General features: G+C 65.4%; 12 protein-coding genes. 5 read left to right on the top strand and 7 right to left on the bottom strand.

What is annotated here, in order from left to right; translation table 11 throughout:
• Positions 1-290: 290 nt before the first annotated feature.
• From MKD50_RS24600 to MKD50_RS24610, 3 genes are all read right to left on the bottom strand, one after another.
• A complete protein-coding gene (locus tag MKD50_RS24600; protein WP_115699328.1) occupies positions 291-605 on the bottom strand; it encodes a hypothetical protein in 315 nt (104 codons plus the stop codon).
• Positions 606-700: 95 nt separating this feature from the next.
• The gene (locus tag MKD50_RS24605) at positions 701-1,246 is read right to left on the bottom strand and encodes a DNA-binding response regulator (protein ID WP_252669077.1); all 546 of its coding nucleotides are present in this window, start codon (positions 1,244-1,246) and stop codon (positions 701-703) included.
• 218 nt (positions 1,247-1,464) lie between these two features.
• A complete protein-coding gene (locus MKD50_RS24610; RefSeq protein ID WP_252669078.1) occupies positions 1,465-2,310 on the bottom strand; it encodes a helix-turn-helix transcriptional regulator in 846 nt (281 codons plus the stop codon).
• Positions 2,311-2,839: 529 nt separating this feature from the next.
• Between MKD50_RS24610 and MKD50_RS24615 the strand changes: the two genes are divergently transcribed.
• Positions 2,840-4,438, top strand: a complete 1,599-nt coding sequence (locus MKD50_RS24615) for a phage integrase family protein (RefSeq protein ID WP_252669080.1) — start codon at positions 2,840-2,842, stop codon at positions 4,436-4,438.
• Positions 4,439-4,544: 106 nt separating this feature from the next.
• On the opposite strand, the gene MKD50_RS24620 is transcribed toward MKD50_RS24615, so the two are convergent.
• Positions 4,545-5,561, bottom strand: a complete 1,017-nt coding sequence (locus MKD50_RS24620) for a ParB/RepB/Spo0J family partition protein (protein ID WP_240071345.1) — start codon at positions 5,559-5,561, stop codon at positions 4,545-4,547.
• A gap of 2 nt (positions 5,562-5,563) precedes the next feature.
• Positions 5,564-6,223 (bottom strand): AAA family ATPase, encoded by a 660-nt coding sequence (locus tag MKD50_RS24625; RefSeq protein WP_012354867.1) that lies wholly within the window; start codon positions 6,221-6,223, stop codon positions 5,564-5,566.
• 377 nt (positions 6,224-6,600) lie between these two features.
• Between MKD50_RS24625 and MKD50_RS24630 the strand changes: the two genes are divergently transcribed.
• Complete coding sequence (locus MKD50_RS24630) at positions 6,601-6,804, top strand: cold-shock protein (protein WP_006159056.1); 204 nt, start codon at positions 6,601-6,603, stop codon at positions 6,802-6,804.
• A 114-nt stretch (positions 6,805-6,918) separates the two neighbouring features.
• Here the strand turns inward: MKD50_RS24630 and MKD50_RS24635 are convergent, their stop codons facing one another.
• Positions 6,919-8,013, bottom strand: coding sequence for a replication protein RepA (locus tag MKD50_RS24635; protein ID WP_012354866.1), 1,095 nt, complete (start codon positions 8,011-8,013; stop codon positions 6,919-6,921).
• Between the two features lie 1,569 nt (positions 8,014-9,582).
• Positions 9,583-9,786 (bottom strand): cold-shock protein, encoded by a 204-nt coding sequence (locus MKD50_RS24640; RefSeq protein WP_115699322.1) that lies wholly within the window; start codon positions 9,784-9,786, stop codon positions 9,583-9,585.
• Between the two features lie 431 nt (positions 9,787-10,217).
• Here MKD50_RS24640 and MKD50_RS24645 point away from each other — a divergent pair, with 431 nt between their 5' ends.
• The 3 genes from MKD50_RS24645 to MKD50_RS24655 all read left to right on the top strand — a co-directional run bounded on the left by MKD50_RS24645 (position 10,218) and on the right by MKD50_RS24655 (position 14,211).
• Positions 10,218-11,582: an NCS2 family permease gene (locus MKD50_RS24645; protein ID WP_115699321.1), complete on the top strand. Its 1,365-nt coding sequence runs from the start codon at positions 10,218-10,220 to the stop codon at positions 11,580-11,582.
• Positions 11,583-12,247: 665 nt separating this feature from the next.
• A complete protein-coding gene (locus MKD50_RS24650) occupies positions 12,248-12,718 on the top strand; it encodes a hypothetical protein (RefSeq protein WP_115699320.1) in 471 nt (156 codons plus the stop codon).
• Positions 12,719-12,843: 125 nt separating this feature from the next.
• Complete coding sequence (locus MKD50_RS24655) at positions 12,844-14,211, top strand: sigma-54 dependent transcriptional regulator (RefSeq protein WP_115699319.1); 1,368 nt, start codon at positions 12,844-12,846, stop codon at positions 14,209-14,211.
• Positions 14,212-14,315 lie beyond the last annotated feature (104 nt).

The raw sequence follows: 14,315 nt of genomic DNA on the forward strand, positions 1-14,315 counted from the left end.
AATCGGGATCGCTGCCCTTGCATCACCGGGGCAGCGTTTTCAAAGCCCGCATGGTCCCCCGGTCGGCGGGCTTCTTTTTTTTCCGGCCCGGAAGGCATGGTCGAGATGGCGGCGGCAACGGCGAGATCATGCGGCCCAAACAATGCGGCCCAAACAATGCGGCCCACACAACGCGGCACATCAGTGCGGCCCACCGATGCGGCCAACCCGATACGACCCGCACAAACGCACAGCGGCACCGGGCGCTCGCGCCGGGTGCCGCTGCACAACAGCTGCGCGTGCCTGCAGGTTCAGCTCACCACTGACGGCGGCACGCGGTGCCGATGCTGCGCGATGATCAGTGCCTTGAGGCTCTCCACGCGCAGCAAGGCTTCGCGCTCGCCGGCCGCGCGTGCGGCATCGGCGGCGGCCAGCTCGCAATCGAACTGGCGCCCGTGCAGTTCCCCCCTGTACAGCAGCGGCTCATCGCTGCCGGCAGCGCCATCCGCGCCGCAACCTTCCTCACGATGGGCGGCGAGCCTGATCTCGAAGCAGCACGCCCACTTTCCCCGACCCTCGCGCACCGCAAAGCCGCGCACGACGAGGAACTCCAGTCCGGCCTCCATACGACCCCCTTCTTCCCGGGACGGCCAGCCTGCAAATGAGGGCCAGCTTCTGCCTCCGGGCGAATCAAGCATAGGCCATCAGCGATATTGCGCCCTCATCCGGTGGTTGTAGGAGGGATCGCACAAAGGAGGGAGGGAGCGGGAGCACGCACCCCGCCCAGCGACAGCGCCATGCGCGGGAAACACTGGCCGCCGGCCCACACCAGCGCGGTGGCCGCGCACACCAGGTCCATCGCCGCGGGCAACGCGAGGCAGCCGCTGGCACCGAGCAGCGCCGCATGCAGGATCAGCGCGGGGTCGAGGCGATCCGACAACACCAGCCAGCGCCGCGGCGCCAGGCGCGCGTGCAACTGGTCCAGCCATGCGCGGGGGTCGCCTTCGAGGCCGCTGCAATCGATCACGGCAATATCCGCGGGATCCGGCGGCAGCGGCGCGGCGGCATGCGTGGGCGTGTGGCCCGGGACGGCCTGAAGGTCCTGCGTTGCAGTCCGCGCCGGCGCAGCCGATGACGGGGCGTGCGCCGAGGCTTGCAGCCATTGCGGTGTGCGGCAGTTTATCGGCCGGGGCAGGTCGAGCGCGTGCAGGCGTCGTGCCAGCACCCGGCACATCATTTCATTGTGGGCGATCAGGTAGGTCGGCATTGACTCGGTCCGGCGGCAACCCGGGCGGCCATGGCAGCGGCCGCGCGGTCGGAGCCGGGCTGCGGGCGGCCCGGCGGGGAAGGCATCGCACCAGCGCCAACCGCCGGCGTCGGTCTGTGCGGATGTCTTCCCTCAGAAAGTAGCAAGCCGCTGCCACCCCTGCCTCATGCTTTTGGCGGAGCATCGCGCAGCAGAAGGATGAGGCGCGCGCAACCGGCTCAAGCCGCCTGGCCTACCGGCGCCGGCATACGCGCGGGCGCTGCCGCCGGGTCCGGTCCCGCCCAGTTGAGCGTGGCACCCCTTTGCAGGGCCACGTAGACCGCTTCGCCCTTGTTGCGCACATGGAGACGCTGATACAGGGTGCAGGCATGCGTCTTGGCGGTGGCGATCGAGATATTCAGCATGCGGCTGACGGTCTTGATCGGATAGCCGCGTGCCAGCAATGCCAGCACTTCGTACTGGCGCTCGGTGATGTTGAGCAGGTGCGCGCCGGCCGATGGCGTTTCGTACGCGGTGGCGTGCGCGGCGAACTGGCGTTGCGCCACCGGCGCCGCGCTGTCGTGGCCGGCGGCGTCCAAGCCGGGACGCAGCGCCACCACCCGGGCATCGCCGGGGGCCGCCGGCGCCAGGTGCGCCGCGACGGGTTCCGTGCCGGCGTGCCGGCCCGGCAATGGCTGGGTCGACGCCGGGAAGCACTCGCCACCGGCCAGCACCAGCCGCACCGCCGCATCCAGCGCGTCGGCGCTGCAATGCTTGGGCACGCAGCCGCGCACCGGCTCCGGCAGTCCGGCCTCGGGCAGCGCGGGCATCGCCTGCTCGCTGAGGACCAGCACCCGCTGTGGCCGCAGCCGCTGGCACAACTGCTCGAGCAGGGACCAGCCGCTGGCCTGGTCCGCCGGCAATCCATAGACCATCAGGTCGGCATCGTTGAGCCACAGATCGGAATCGATGGGCGCCAGCGGATCGATGTCCAGCAGGTCGCCGTCGAGGTGTGCTTGGGCCAGCAGGTGGCGCAGACCCAGGCGCAGGAGGGGGTGAGGCTCGATCAAGAGGATGGTGGCCATGGCCGCTCTCTTATTATTGCGGCAAGCACGAACCCCGCGAAAATCCGTGCCTGCTTGTCGGACGTGCCCCGCTATCCTGCGGTTGCACCTCCATACGATCCGCCATGGCTCCGGGGCCGCCGTGCAGCCTTCCCGTCTGGCTGCGGGTCGTTCTCACCCTGGAGATACCGGATCGCCCCGGTTTGCGTGTGAAACGCTTATGTTGCAAGAGCCTTAGATTCGGCTGAAGTCTGATCTAAGTATTTATAACTCCTGAGCTGCAGCATATGAAACGTGCCCCGCGAATGCAAGGTAATGGTGCGCTGCAGCGGGTAATCCCCAACCGGCGCTTTGCGCCGCTGCCCGCCAGGTCCGCTGCGGGCTGATTGCAGCATACGGACCAAACCTTACCCGCGGGCCTGTGCATCCTGCGTCATCGCGCATAAAATTATCGGCATTGCCTTTTGCTATGCATTTCGGGTCGGACGATTTCAGCCTCTGCCCGGGTGTCTTATAAATCAATAAGTTAGCGATACTGCGCAAGCTGCCGATGATTCCTGCCGCGCCCTCTGTCAGCCTCACCCGACGCGAGTTCGCCGCCGTGCGCGCCTATGTCCAGGGCATGCCGGCGGCGATGGTAGTGCCCCGCTACCTCTCCGACGACACAGACGACGATGACGCCGGCGCCGAGTCGGCGCTGCGCATCCTGCTGGCCTTGCGCGACCGCATGGTCCAGCTTGCGCACCTGCACGGCCGCGCGGACCTGGCCGACCTGCTGCTGGCCGGCCCCGGGAGGTCGAACCGCGGCATGGATCGTCGGGTGGATGCACTCGGCGAACTGGAAAGACTGGGCACGGCGGCTCCGCAGGCCCAGCATAGTGTGGAACTGTGGTTTGCTCCGGCCCTGGCGCGGCGGCTGCGCAATGCCGATATTGTGACTCTTAAAGCTCTTTTTGCTCTGGCCAATCAACGCGGTACCGCCTGGTGGCGAGCCGTGCCGCGCATTGGCGCGCTCGCCGGCACTGCCATCAACCGCTGGCTCGGCGAGCATCGCTCGGTCTTCAAGGGGGCGGATGGCGCGCCGCTGCTGCACGCGCACGTCGGCAACCGCGCGCCGCTGCAACCGGCGGCGCTGGGTCCCGCCCTGCGCCAGCCGTTGCCGCTGGAGTGGTTGAGCGAGGCGCCGGCAGCGGCTTTCGGCACCGGTCACGCCTGCCCGTACAGCCACGGCGTAACGGTGGTAAAGGCGTGGCTGCGTCATGCCACCGACGGCCAGGGCAGCACCTTTGCCGCGTATCGCAAGGAGGCGGAGCGGCTGTTGCTGTGGGCGGCGCTGGAGCGCAGCAAGGGGCTGTCGCAACTGGACCTGGACGACCGCCAGCACTACCTGGCGTTCCTGGCCAGCCCGGAACCCGCCAGCCGCTGGTGCGGACCCCGTGCGCCGCGCCACCAGGCCGCATGGCGGCCGCTGACCGGCGCGCTGAGCCCGGCCAGCCAGCGCCACAGCCTGCGCGTGCTGGCCGCGTTGTTCCGATGGATGCACGATAACGGCTACCCTTGCGCGGCGCGCTGGCCGGCGCAGATCGAAATGGCGACGGCGCCGGACGCGGCGGCGGTTACGCCGACCGCCCGCGCTGCGCTGCCGGAAGACAGCGTCGCTGCCTTCCTGGCATGGCTGACATCGCAAGCCGAGGCCCGCGACGGCCAGCGCTACCGCGCCGCGCGCGCCGCCATCCTGCTGCTGCGCGAGCGTCAGCTCAGCCTGGATCAGTTGTCAGCGGCGACGCTGCGATCGCTGTCCCTGGCCGGGGCCACAGACGGCATGGCCATCGAATCATCCACCTGCGGCAATCACGGGAACGCGCCCTGCCCGTGTCGCGGCCTTGCGCCCGCGACACGGACGGCGCTGGCGCGCCACTGGCAGGACCGCAATCTGCAATGGGAGGGTCCAGGCATGGAAGACGCATGCCTGATCGGCCCCGCGACGGCGCCGCCCACCGGGCGTGCCCGCCGCAAGCGCGCGGCACAACCACTGGGCGGGTATTCGGTGCGCGGCCTGCATGCCTTGCTGGCGGCCATGCTCGAGCGCTATCGCAAGCGCTGTGATCCGGCATTCGCGGCACGTTCGCCACGGGATCTGATGGCCTGAAAACAATGGGGGGCAGTGTCGCCACTGCCCCCGCATATTGCCCCGCCTGGCATGTCGGCACCCGCGTCACCGCGGAGCCGAACTGGCGGCTGTTCGATTCAGAGTTTCAAAGCAACGTCTTGTCAAGTCCGAAGCGAGACTTCAGGGCTTCAACCAGGGCCTCGCGCGCGCTGCGGTCGGTCAGTTGCACGTCCAGCATCACGCGTCCGGAATCCCATTCCTTGATGGTGCCGAGCAGTTGGCCGCTGTCGGTGCGGATCTTGTACTGGCGGCTGATCTCCTTGACCTTGCGCGCCTTGCCTTCCTGCGCCTGCTTGCGGATCGCCTCGACCTCGCGGCTGGACAGCCCGTCGTGGATGATCCGCCCCGCCAGTTCGCGGGTCCGCTCCTCGCCCGCCAGCTTGAAGTACAGCGTCAGTTCATAGCCGGCGGCAATGCCGATCGCGCTCGGGCATTCGCGCATCACGCCCAGCACCGATTCCGGCAGGCGCAGCAAGGCGAGGGTCTTGTTCACGGTGCCCGCGGAGATGCCGGTCAGCTCGCAGATTTCTTCTTCCTTCTGGACCTTGCCTTCATCGAGCAGCTGGCGCCAGGCGATGGCATTGTCGAGCGCGGACTGGTCCGAGCGCTGCTCGTTCAGCATGAACGACAGCCGGTAGAAATCCAGGTCGCTCAGGTCGTTCTCGACAAAACATTCCATTTCGAGCTTGCCGGCGGATGCCAGGGCTCGCTTGCGGTAATGGCCGTCGATCAGGATGTAGTGGCCCGGGCGCGCCGGATCCGGCGCCGCCAGGCCGGGCGTCTTCTGGCCGTGTGTGGCGATCGACGCGGCGCGCTCCTGCACCACGGCAGGATCGTAGATGCGACGCGCGTTCAGCGGGTTGTCATGCAGCAGCGCCAGCGGGATCCGGATCAACTGCCGGCCCGCGGCGACGTCGTCGAGACTTTCAGCGCTGAAACCGGGCAATGTTTCGGCACCCCCCCTGCCCTGCAGCAGGCCGTTGGGATGCTGGGAAATTGCCGCTTCCGCCCTTGCGAAGCGGTCCATCGTATCGTTCCGGCTCTTCTCGGCCGCCATGCCGGCGAGCATGCCGGCCTTCAGGCTCTTTAGTTTGGTAGCCATGCCTATTGCTCAATCAAAGACAACACTTCATCGACCATCATGTCGACCTCCTGCACCGCCTCGCGCGCGCCGGCCACGCCGTGGACCGTGCAGCCGATCGCCTGGCATTCGCGGAACGCCGAACGCGAGCCGATCATCGAATTCAACAGCGGGACGTCGCCATCGTCGCCAAGAATCTCAATCGCCTGGCGTGCAATCGACACCCGGCGCTGGACCATATTGGCCATGACCCGGATCAGCAGCGATTCATTTTGTACCTGCGCGTGCTGGGCCAGCGTCTTGGCGGCCACCGCGGCCCACAGGTCGGGCGGGGAAGGCACGACGGGAATGATGGCGAGGTCGGAGATCAGCAACGCGCTGGATGGCGCCGCCGAATGAACCGCCGGCGGGCAATCCACAACGATGTAGTCATAATCCTGGACGAATTTGCGAACCTCGCGGTGCATGGCGCCGCCGGATGGCGCCAGCCCGATGACCGAGGCCGGGAACGGCCGCTCGTCACTGGCCTGCGCCGCCCATCGGGTGGCGGTGCCTTGCTCGTCCATGTCGACCAGCATCGAGCGCGCACCGCGCAAGCCTAGCGTGCCGGCAAGGTGCATGCTGACCGTCGTCTTGCCGCAACCGCCTTTCTGGTTGAAGACCGTAATGATTTTGGCTGGCACTGCGACCTCTCTTTCAGCGCTGAAAGCGCGGTTGATTCTTAAGGCGCAACTGTAGCCAAAACCAGGTGACGTATCAACCGTTTTCCAATTTAACAAAAAAAGTATTTCAAGGCTGATGCGGTCGAATTGTCCTTAAGACCGGGGAAATCGCGCAAGTCGGTAAAATTGCTTGAAAATCGGACCGTAATGTGCCTAAAGTATCTGTAGTGCGCATTACGCCGCACATGACACCGTAATCCAAAGTGGTTATGATGCGCGCTACAGTCGAGTCAAGTCGTGTCACCTCGTCGGCTTCCGTTCGGTATCTACGAGAACTCAACGTGCTTGAACGGTTGTTTGCGTTGTGTACAAGAACTTGCTTCGAAAAGGAAATTCCTATGGCAACCGGTACGGTCAAGTGGTTCAACGAGACCAAGGGCTTTGGCTTCATTACCCCGGACGACGGCGGTGCAGATCTGTTCGCGCACTTCTCGGAAATCCAGGGCTCGGGCTTCAAGACCCTGAAGGACGGGCAGCGCGTGACGTTTGAAGTCAAGCAAGGCCCGAAGGGCCTGCAGGCTTCGGCAATCAAGCCGGCCTGATCCAGCCTCGGCTGAGCTCTCACCCGCCGCGACGCGTTCGCAGCGGACAACAAAAAAGGCAAGCGTTTCGCGCTTGCCTTTTTTGCGTCCGGGCCGTTCTGCCCGGGGCCGATATCAGCCCAGCTTGCGCACGCTGGTACGCGACGGCTGCAGGATCAGCGCCTTGGACGAATCCGCGTCCACCTTGGCACCGGGGTAGACCACCAGCACATCTTTCAAAGCCTTGCGGAACAGCGCGCGGAACTTGCGTTCGCTTTCGGTTTCCGTGCCAAATTGCATCTGCAGCGCTTCCCAGGGGATCTCGGTGCGGCGCTGGATCGTGAAGAACCGGTAGGTCAGCCACGAGTAGACGTCGAGCGCGAACGGCGACTGCTTGAGCGCCTTCAGCGCGCGCATGTCCACCGGCACCGGCCGGTTGACCAACTCGTTGAAGAACGGCTCCGACAGCACCACGAAGCTCTCGAACATCGAGCCCTGGCCGGGCTGCATCGGGTCCCACCAGGTCGACAGCTGGTCGGCCAGCAGGTAGCCCACGCGATCGATCGACAGCGGTTCGTGGTTGGGATTCTGGTTCTGGCTCGGCGTCGACTTGTTCTGCACGATGGCGATGGTCGCCGAAAACAGGCGGATCATCTGCTGGCGTACCAGCGTCATGGTGCCGCGCTTGCCCCCGGTGGCCATCGGGATGCCGAGGTTGTACATGAACTCCGACAGCGAATTGCCAAGCGAGATACGCCGGTCTTCCACCGTTCCGGTGAATTCGCCGCGCTTCTTCTTCGCCATGATCTCCTTGCCGATCCAGGCCAGCATCAGGCGCGGATAGGAACCATACGGGTATCCCAGCGACACTGTCTCCGACACCAGCTTCTGGCGGCCGTTGGCGGCGCGCTCGGAGCGTTGCTGCGTGAAATAGCCCGGCTGGATCATCAGCGAGATATTGCCGCTGGTGCGGGTCCAGACCGGCGGCGCGCCCTTGGGCGCGCGATATGGCAACGTGACCTGGACGCTGGCGCGGCTGAGGAAGCCGACCTCGCCGCTTTGCCAGGCGTCTTCGCGCTCCATGGCCTGCGCTTCGTCGAACAGGCGCTGGAATTTCTCGGACGGAACCAGGTTGTTCTCGTTGCCGGGAACAATGATGCGGGAGGGTTCGGCGTCCAGGTCGAGGACGCTTCGATCCCCCGTGGCGGCCGGGGAGCGTTTGATGGGCATAGTGGCTTGCTTCGGATTACCCGCCTTTGTACTCGAAGCCGCAAAGCTTGTCACGCAGAAACAGGTACACAAGCAACCGCATTGCTCACGGGGTTCTTGCCAGCCGGGAGGATCTAATGGCTGGTCGCATGGTGGCGGACGGTGGGCAACCCGGCAGGGTTGTCCACGGTTCGCCAGCCATCAGCTACCAGTAAACGATACCGATACGGGTTAACTACTTGTAAACCGTATACGTGAAGCCAAGCCCGTTGATTCGTAAGCGAAAATCACCGCCCCGCGAACCCGATTCTGCGGCGATCCGTACCCGATTCAGCGAAGGGCCGAACCCGTATCTGCGGCCACCCGAACCTGTATCTGCGGGCGGCGCGAACCGGATTCTGCGGGGATAACCGCCGTCTCCCACAGGCTTCTCCACAGCCAGGACCCCGTAAAGCGTACCCAATTCTGCGAGATCACTGACTGCCAGGCGCGCAGGATCGCCGGTTCCCGCCCAAAACCGGTGGATAACTGCGCCGACAGGCGGTTATCCCCGCAGAAACAAGTTCGCGCGCCAGTGCACAACTGGCGCGTTGAGCGGCGCCCGCGTACCCAATTCTGCGAAAACCCTGGTCAAAGCGTACCCGTTTCTGCGCCGGCCTCAGATCTGCGCCATCAGGACGCCGCAGCGTACCCGTTTCTGCGGCGTACCCATTTCTGCGACCGGAGCCTCGCGCCTGGCTTCTCCCTTCGGCGTACCTGTTTCTGCGTGTCCCGATGATGAGGGCGGCACAGCAGGGCGTACCCATTTCTGCGTCGATTCCGCCTGGGGTGCAAACGGAACTTTCACCAAGTTTCCATTATACATGGGCAGCATATAAAAAGCTAGTACTCACACCCAACGTATACGTGATCAGGCGAGGTCTCGCCACTGCGTACCCGTTTCTGCGACGCTATTGGAGGGAAACCTGGCATCCGCAAGTTGCCCCATGCCAATGCTGCGCCGGTGCGTACCCGTTTCTGCGAAGGCGCATGCGGGCCGATCGGCGCACTCCCGTACCTGTTTCTGCGAAGAGAAGCCAGGGGGAAGGAGCAGGGGCCGGGTTCTGCGTCGCAACACGGGGCGTACCCGTTTCTGCGCCGGCTGGCCGGCGCCGGGGATGTGGATAGATCGGGCCTGGAGGCGGTTGGGCAGCCCAGACGAGGGCACAAAAAATTTTTGCTGCGTACCCGTTTCTGCGCCCCATCGGAGGCGCAGGACGAAGCGACGGGTCAATGCGTACCCGTTTCTGCGTGGCTGTTAGGCCGAACGAATGGGCTGTGTGGCAGCACGTACCCGTTTCTGCGTGCGAATGGCCCGGGGCCTGTCGCCCTGCGCTGCAACATTCCGTACCCGTTTCTGCGTCGCGGGGTCGCGGCGTTGACGAGCGGCTTCTGATCAGGGCGGGGAGCGCGAAGAGACGAGAAAGAGGGGAAAAGGGAGGAGGGAAACTAGGACGCGCCGTGACGCTGCGACAGAAAACAAAAAACCCCGCCATGGGCGGGGTTCTTACGCTGTGCGGCGCACACCAGGTGCGCCGGGGCGGCCAATGCTTACAGCGGGGTGATGTTCGCGGCCTGCAGGCCCTTCGGGCCATTCTTGACTTCGAACTGCACGCGCTGGTTTTCCTGCAGCGACTTGAAGCCCTCGGAGCGGATTTCCGAGAAGTGAGCGAAGAGATCGTCACCACCTGCGTCCGGCTTGATGAAGCCGAAGCCCTTGGCGTCGTTGAACCACTTGACGATACCGGTTTGCATGATTGCTTTCCAGAAAAAGGACAAAAATAGATCGCATGACGAACACGTCATCCGACACGGGGAACTCAAGGAAAGGACACCATGGACAACCGAAGTACCAGACGGTGGCTAACGAATGAACTGTTGCCTCGTCGCTTGAATCTAGGCGCGTTTATACGGGGGAATGCCGCCATCGTCAAGTTGGGGGCGATCCGCATGGCTCACCCTGGCCGCGCGGGCATCGGGGCTGGCCCGGCCCGTGCGCGTCGTGGGATCATCACGCCTTTTGCATGTTGCCTATTCGTGCCCGCCGTGTCGGCGCCGGTCCGGGCGGTACAGAGTTCGCTTGCCCGTTCAGGGCATGCGCGGCCGGCGGGCCAGTCCGCCCGGCACCTGGACTGACCACGGGCCCCCGCTTGCCGCGGACACGATAAGACACCAGGAGACCATTCATGTCGATGCCGGATCCCGCTTCCAAGCCGGGCACATCCACCCCTGCCGCGCCCCACGCCGCGCCCTCGCTGCTCGAGCGGGTATTCAGGCTGCGCGAGCACCATACCGATGTCCGTACCGAGATCCTGGCCGGCATCACCACGTTCCTGACGATGGCGTACATCATCTTCGTCAATCCCTCCATCCTCGGCGATGCGGGCATGCCCAAGGACGCGGTGTTCGTCGCCACCTGCGTGGCCGCGGCGATCGGCACGCTGATCATGGGCTTCTACGCCAACTATCCGATTGCGATGGCGCCCGGCATGGGCCTGAACGCGTATTTTGCGTACACGGTGGTCAAGGGCATGGGTTTCCCGTGGGAAGCGGCGCTGGGCGCGGTCTTTATCTCCGGCTGCCTGTTCCTGCTGGTGACGCTGTTCCGCGTGCGCGAGATGATCGTCAACGGCATTCCGCATTCCATCCGCGTGGCGATTACCGCGGGCATCGGCTTGTTCCTGGCCATCGTTGCGCTGAAGAACGCCGGCATCGTCACCGCGAGCCCGGCCACGCTGGTCACCATCGGTGACCTGCACCAGCCTTCGGCGGTGCTCGCGATCGTCGGCTTCTTCGTGATCGTGGCGCTGGACCACCTGCGCGTGAAGGGGGCCATCCTGATCGGCATCCTGCTCACCACGCTGCTGAGTTTCGCCTTTGCCGGCAACACCTTCCACGGTGTCTTTTCCGCGCCGCCGTCGCTGAGCCCGACGCTGTTCAAGCTCGATATCACCGCGGCCCTGTCGATCGGCATCATCAACGTGGTGCTGGTGTTCTTCCTGGTGGAACTGTTCGATGCGACCGGCACGCTGATGGGCGTGGCCAACCGCGCGGGCCTGCTCAAGGCCGGCAAGATGGACCGGCTCAACAAGGCGCTGATGGCCGACAGCACCGCCATCATGGCGGGCTCGTTCCTGGGCACGTCGTCCACCACGGCCTATATCGAAAGCGCGTCGGGCGTGCAGGCCGGCGGACGTACCGGCCTCACCGCGGTGACGGTGGCCGTGCTGTTTCTCGCGGCACTGTTTATCGCGCCGCTGGCGGGAACGGTGCCTGCCTATGCCACCGCGCCGGCGCTGCTGTACGTGTCGTGCCTGATGTTGCGTGAACTGCTGGAAATCGACTGGAACGACGTCACCGAGGTGGTGCCCGCGGTGATGACGGCGCTGGGCATGCCCTTCACCTATTCCGTCGCCAACGGCGTGGCGTTCGGCTTTATCAGCTATGCGGCGCTCAAGCTGCTGACCGGGCGCGCACGCAGCGTGCCGGTGATGGTATGGGTCATTGCCGCCGTGTTTATCTTCAAGTTCTATTACCTCCCGGGACACTGACGCGCACGGATCGCGGCAGCACCCGATAGCAGGGCGGCCCAAGGGCCGCTCTTTTTTTGTCCCTTGCCGGCCGGCGTCGCGCTTCCCCGCCGACGGTCGCGTACCCGTTTCTGCGGGCGAACGATAGCGCGTGGCCGGCGCAAGCGTACCCGATTCTGCGTGCCGGCCGCCATGGCCGCTGCCACCACGCACTGGCACATGTCCCTGCCGCGGTGGGGTGTCGAAGCGTACCCGTTTCTGCGTAGTATGGTTGCGCCATCTGCGCGCGAAAGCGCGCTCTGGCGTGCTGTTGCCGGCGCGTTCGCGAGTGTGCGCGAGGGCTCATACCAAAGGATGAGATTGGCTGTAAGTCACCCACACGGGGCTGGACAAACCGCTGCAAATGCACTGAACTATAGGCGTGGCAAAGAGGGGCGCGGCAAGCGCCCCTTCTTGACTCCGGTGTATGCGGCAGGGTGCCGGAGCCAGACCGAAAGCGCGTCGGCGCAATGCGCCAGGGCGGCGGTGCTTTCGGGACAGAGACCGTCAATGTCAATGACGGCGCCGCCCACAATCCGGGAGCGTGCGGACAACATGCGCGCCACGCAGACAAGAAAATTCCAAGACCGAAGAAGTGGTAAACGTAGACGTGCAGTGCCGGGGGATGTTGTTCAACGGGGATAATCATGACCGCAGGAGAGATCCGGCGACCCGCCATCGGGCCTGTCAGGGAGTCCAGTCACCGCTCCATCCGATCTATGCATCAAGCCTGGGCTGCCGTGGGGGAAGCCGCAGGTGAAGTGCCCGCCAAACTGGCCGCGGTGGAAGCGGCCACCGCGGATGTCGCCGCCCTGCTTGCCGAAGACAGCGGACTCAGTGACAGCGCGCGTGCGGCGGTATCCAACCTGCTGCGTCGCCATCGCTTGCTGCAAGGGGAACTGGCGCGTCAGCGCACGCTGCTGCAGGAATGGATCCTGAGCCAGCTGACCTACAAGACGCTCTACTACCAGTACTCCGGCCAGTCGCCGCAGGCGCCTCGCGTGGAGTTGATGCGCGAGAAGGAGGCCGTGCGGCGGCGCATCCGCGAGCAGCTCCAGCCGGGCGCGGATTACCTTGCCGCGCCTGATGAATCCACCCGCAGTCTGTCCAGCTCGTGACACCGACGTCGACCGCGGGCGCATGCCCGCAGCCAGTTCAGCCCCACCGTCCGCCTCGGACGCGCGCCGCCACGGCGGCCACGGGTGCCGGCACCAAGAACAAGCCTAACGTCCGGGAGATCGTGATGGACCGACTGTGCAAGGCGTCACGCACTGCACAGCTCGTGGTCGTGTCGCGTCATGAAGATTTTGGTTTCGACCCGTCCGTGATCGGCACGGAATGGGAAATCCGCCGCGTCGCGCAGGTTCGCGATGCCGAGCGCGCGGTGCGCGCCTGCCCGCCCGCGGCCGGCGTGATCGACCTGCAGTCCGACTACAGCGAGGCCGAGTTCGCGCAGCTGGAACAGGCCCTGCAGCACCTGCATATCACCTGGGTGGCGATCACCTCCGATACGATGCTGGCCGACGAGCGCGTACGGCGGATGATCCGCGACTATTGCGTCGACTACGTGCGCCTGCCGTTCTCGATGCCGGAGTTGCTGTACACGCTGCGGCATGCGCGCGGCATGGCGTCGCTGCACGGCACGCGTCCGCAGGAAACCGCGTCGCGCGGCACCATGATCGGCGAATGCGCGGCGATGCGGGCGATGTTCCGCTCGCTCGCCAAGGTGGCGCACAACGAGGCGCCGGTATTTATCTCGGGGGAGTCCGGCACCGGCAAGGAGCTGGCTGCGCAGGCGATCCACGATGCCTCGAGCCGGCGCAAGGGCCCGTTCATCGCTATCAACTGCGGCGCCATTCCCTCGCACCTGGTGCAGTCAGAACTGTTCGGCTATGAAAAGGGCGCGTTTACCGGGGCCAACCAGCGCAAGATCGGCTGGATCGAACAGGCCGAGGGCGGCACGCTGTTTCTCGACGAAATCGGCGACCTGCCGCTGGAAAGCCAGGTAGCGCTGCTGCGCTTCCTGCAGCAGGGCACGATCACGCGGCTGGGCGGCCACCAGTCGATCCCGCTGAACCTGCGCATCATCTCGGCCACGCACGTGGACCTGGTGGCGGCGCAGGGCGACGGGCGCTTCCGTTCGGACCTGTTCCACCGGCTGTGCGTGCTGACGCTGTCCATCCCGGCGCTGCGCGAGCGCGGCGAGGACATCCTGCTGCTGGCCAACGCGGTGCTGGCCGAGCACGGCCATGAGGCGCACCGGCGTATCCGCGGGTTCTCCGCCTGCGCGACGCAGGCGATGATGCAGTACGCCTGGCCAGGCAATGTGCGCGAACTGATCAACCGCGTGCGCCGCGCCATCGTGATGACCGACAACCGCAAGATCACCGCCGAAGACCTGCAACTGCACAACGGCGCCGAGCTGCCGCGCAAGACCCTCGATGCGATCCGCGAAGAAGCCGAGCGCGAAGCGATCCGCACCGTGATGGCCAGCCACGGCTTCCACGTGGTGCCGGCCGCGCGCGAGCTCAACGTGTCGCGCGTGACCCTGTACCGGCTCATGCACAAGCACAACATCCGTGTGGAGAGCCACGCCTCGGCGGGGGAATAGCTCACAAGGGCGGACAGGGAACCAGGACATCGGTCGCGCGGCGCTTGCTCTATGGCCGGTCCTTCGGCCCTTACAGGCGCCAGCGGGAAAGGGGAACCGGCGAC

It is taken from the genome of Cupriavidus mimosae (assembly GCF_023952485.1).
Taxonomy (GTDB): Bacteria; Pseudomonadota; Gammaproteobacteria; order Burkholderiales; family Burkholderiaceae; genus Cupriavidus; species Cupriavidus taiwanensis_C.

Excerpts from the sequence above, each read along its gene's own strand:
- MKD50_RS24600 (WP_115699328.1), bottom strand. The coding sequence starts at position 605 with ATGGAGGCCGGACTGGAGTTCCTCGTCGTGCGCGGCTTTGCGGTGCGC.
- MKD50_RS24605 (WP_252669077.1), bottom strand. The coding sequence starts at position 1,246 with ATGCCGACCTACCTGATCGCCCACAATGAAATGATGTGCCGGGTGCTG.
- MKD50_RS24610 (WP_252669078.1), bottom strand. The coding sequence starts at position 2,310 with ATGGCCACCATCCTCTTGATCGAGCCTCACCCCCTCCTGCGCCTGGGT.
- MKD50_RS24615 (WP_252669080.1), top strand. The coding sequence starts at position 2,840 with ATGATTCCTGCCGCGCCCTCTGTCAGCCTCACCCGACGCGAGTTCGCC.
- MKD50_RS24620 (WP_240071345.1), bottom strand. The coding sequence starts at position 5,561 with ATGGCTACCAAACTAAAGAGCCTGAAGGCCGGCATGCTCGCCGGCATG.
- MKD50_RS24630 (WP_006159056.1), top strand. The coding sequence starts at position 6,601 with ATGGCAACCGGTACGGTCAAGTGGTTCAACGAGACCAAGGGCTTTGGC.
- MKD50_RS24635 (WP_012354866.1), bottom strand. The coding sequence starts at position 8,013 with ATGCCCATCAAACGCTCCCCGGCCGCCACGGGGGATCGAAGCGTCCTC.
- MKD50_RS24640 (WP_115699322.1), bottom strand. The coding sequence starts at position 9,786 with ATGCAAACCGGTATCGTCAAGTGGTTCAACGACGCCAAGGGCTTCGGC.
- MKD50_RS24645 (WP_115699321.1), top strand. The coding sequence starts at position 10,218 with ATGTCGATGCCGGATCCCGCTTCCAAGCCGGGCACATCCACCCCTGCC.
- MKD50_RS24650 (WP_115699320.1), top strand. The coding sequence starts at position 12,248 with ATGACCGCAGGAGAGATCCGGCGACCCGCCATCGGGCCTGTCAGGGAG.
- MKD50_RS24655 (WP_115699319.1), top strand. The coding sequence starts at position 12,844 with ATGGACCGACTGTGCAAGGCGTCACGCACTGCACAGCTCGTGGTCGTG.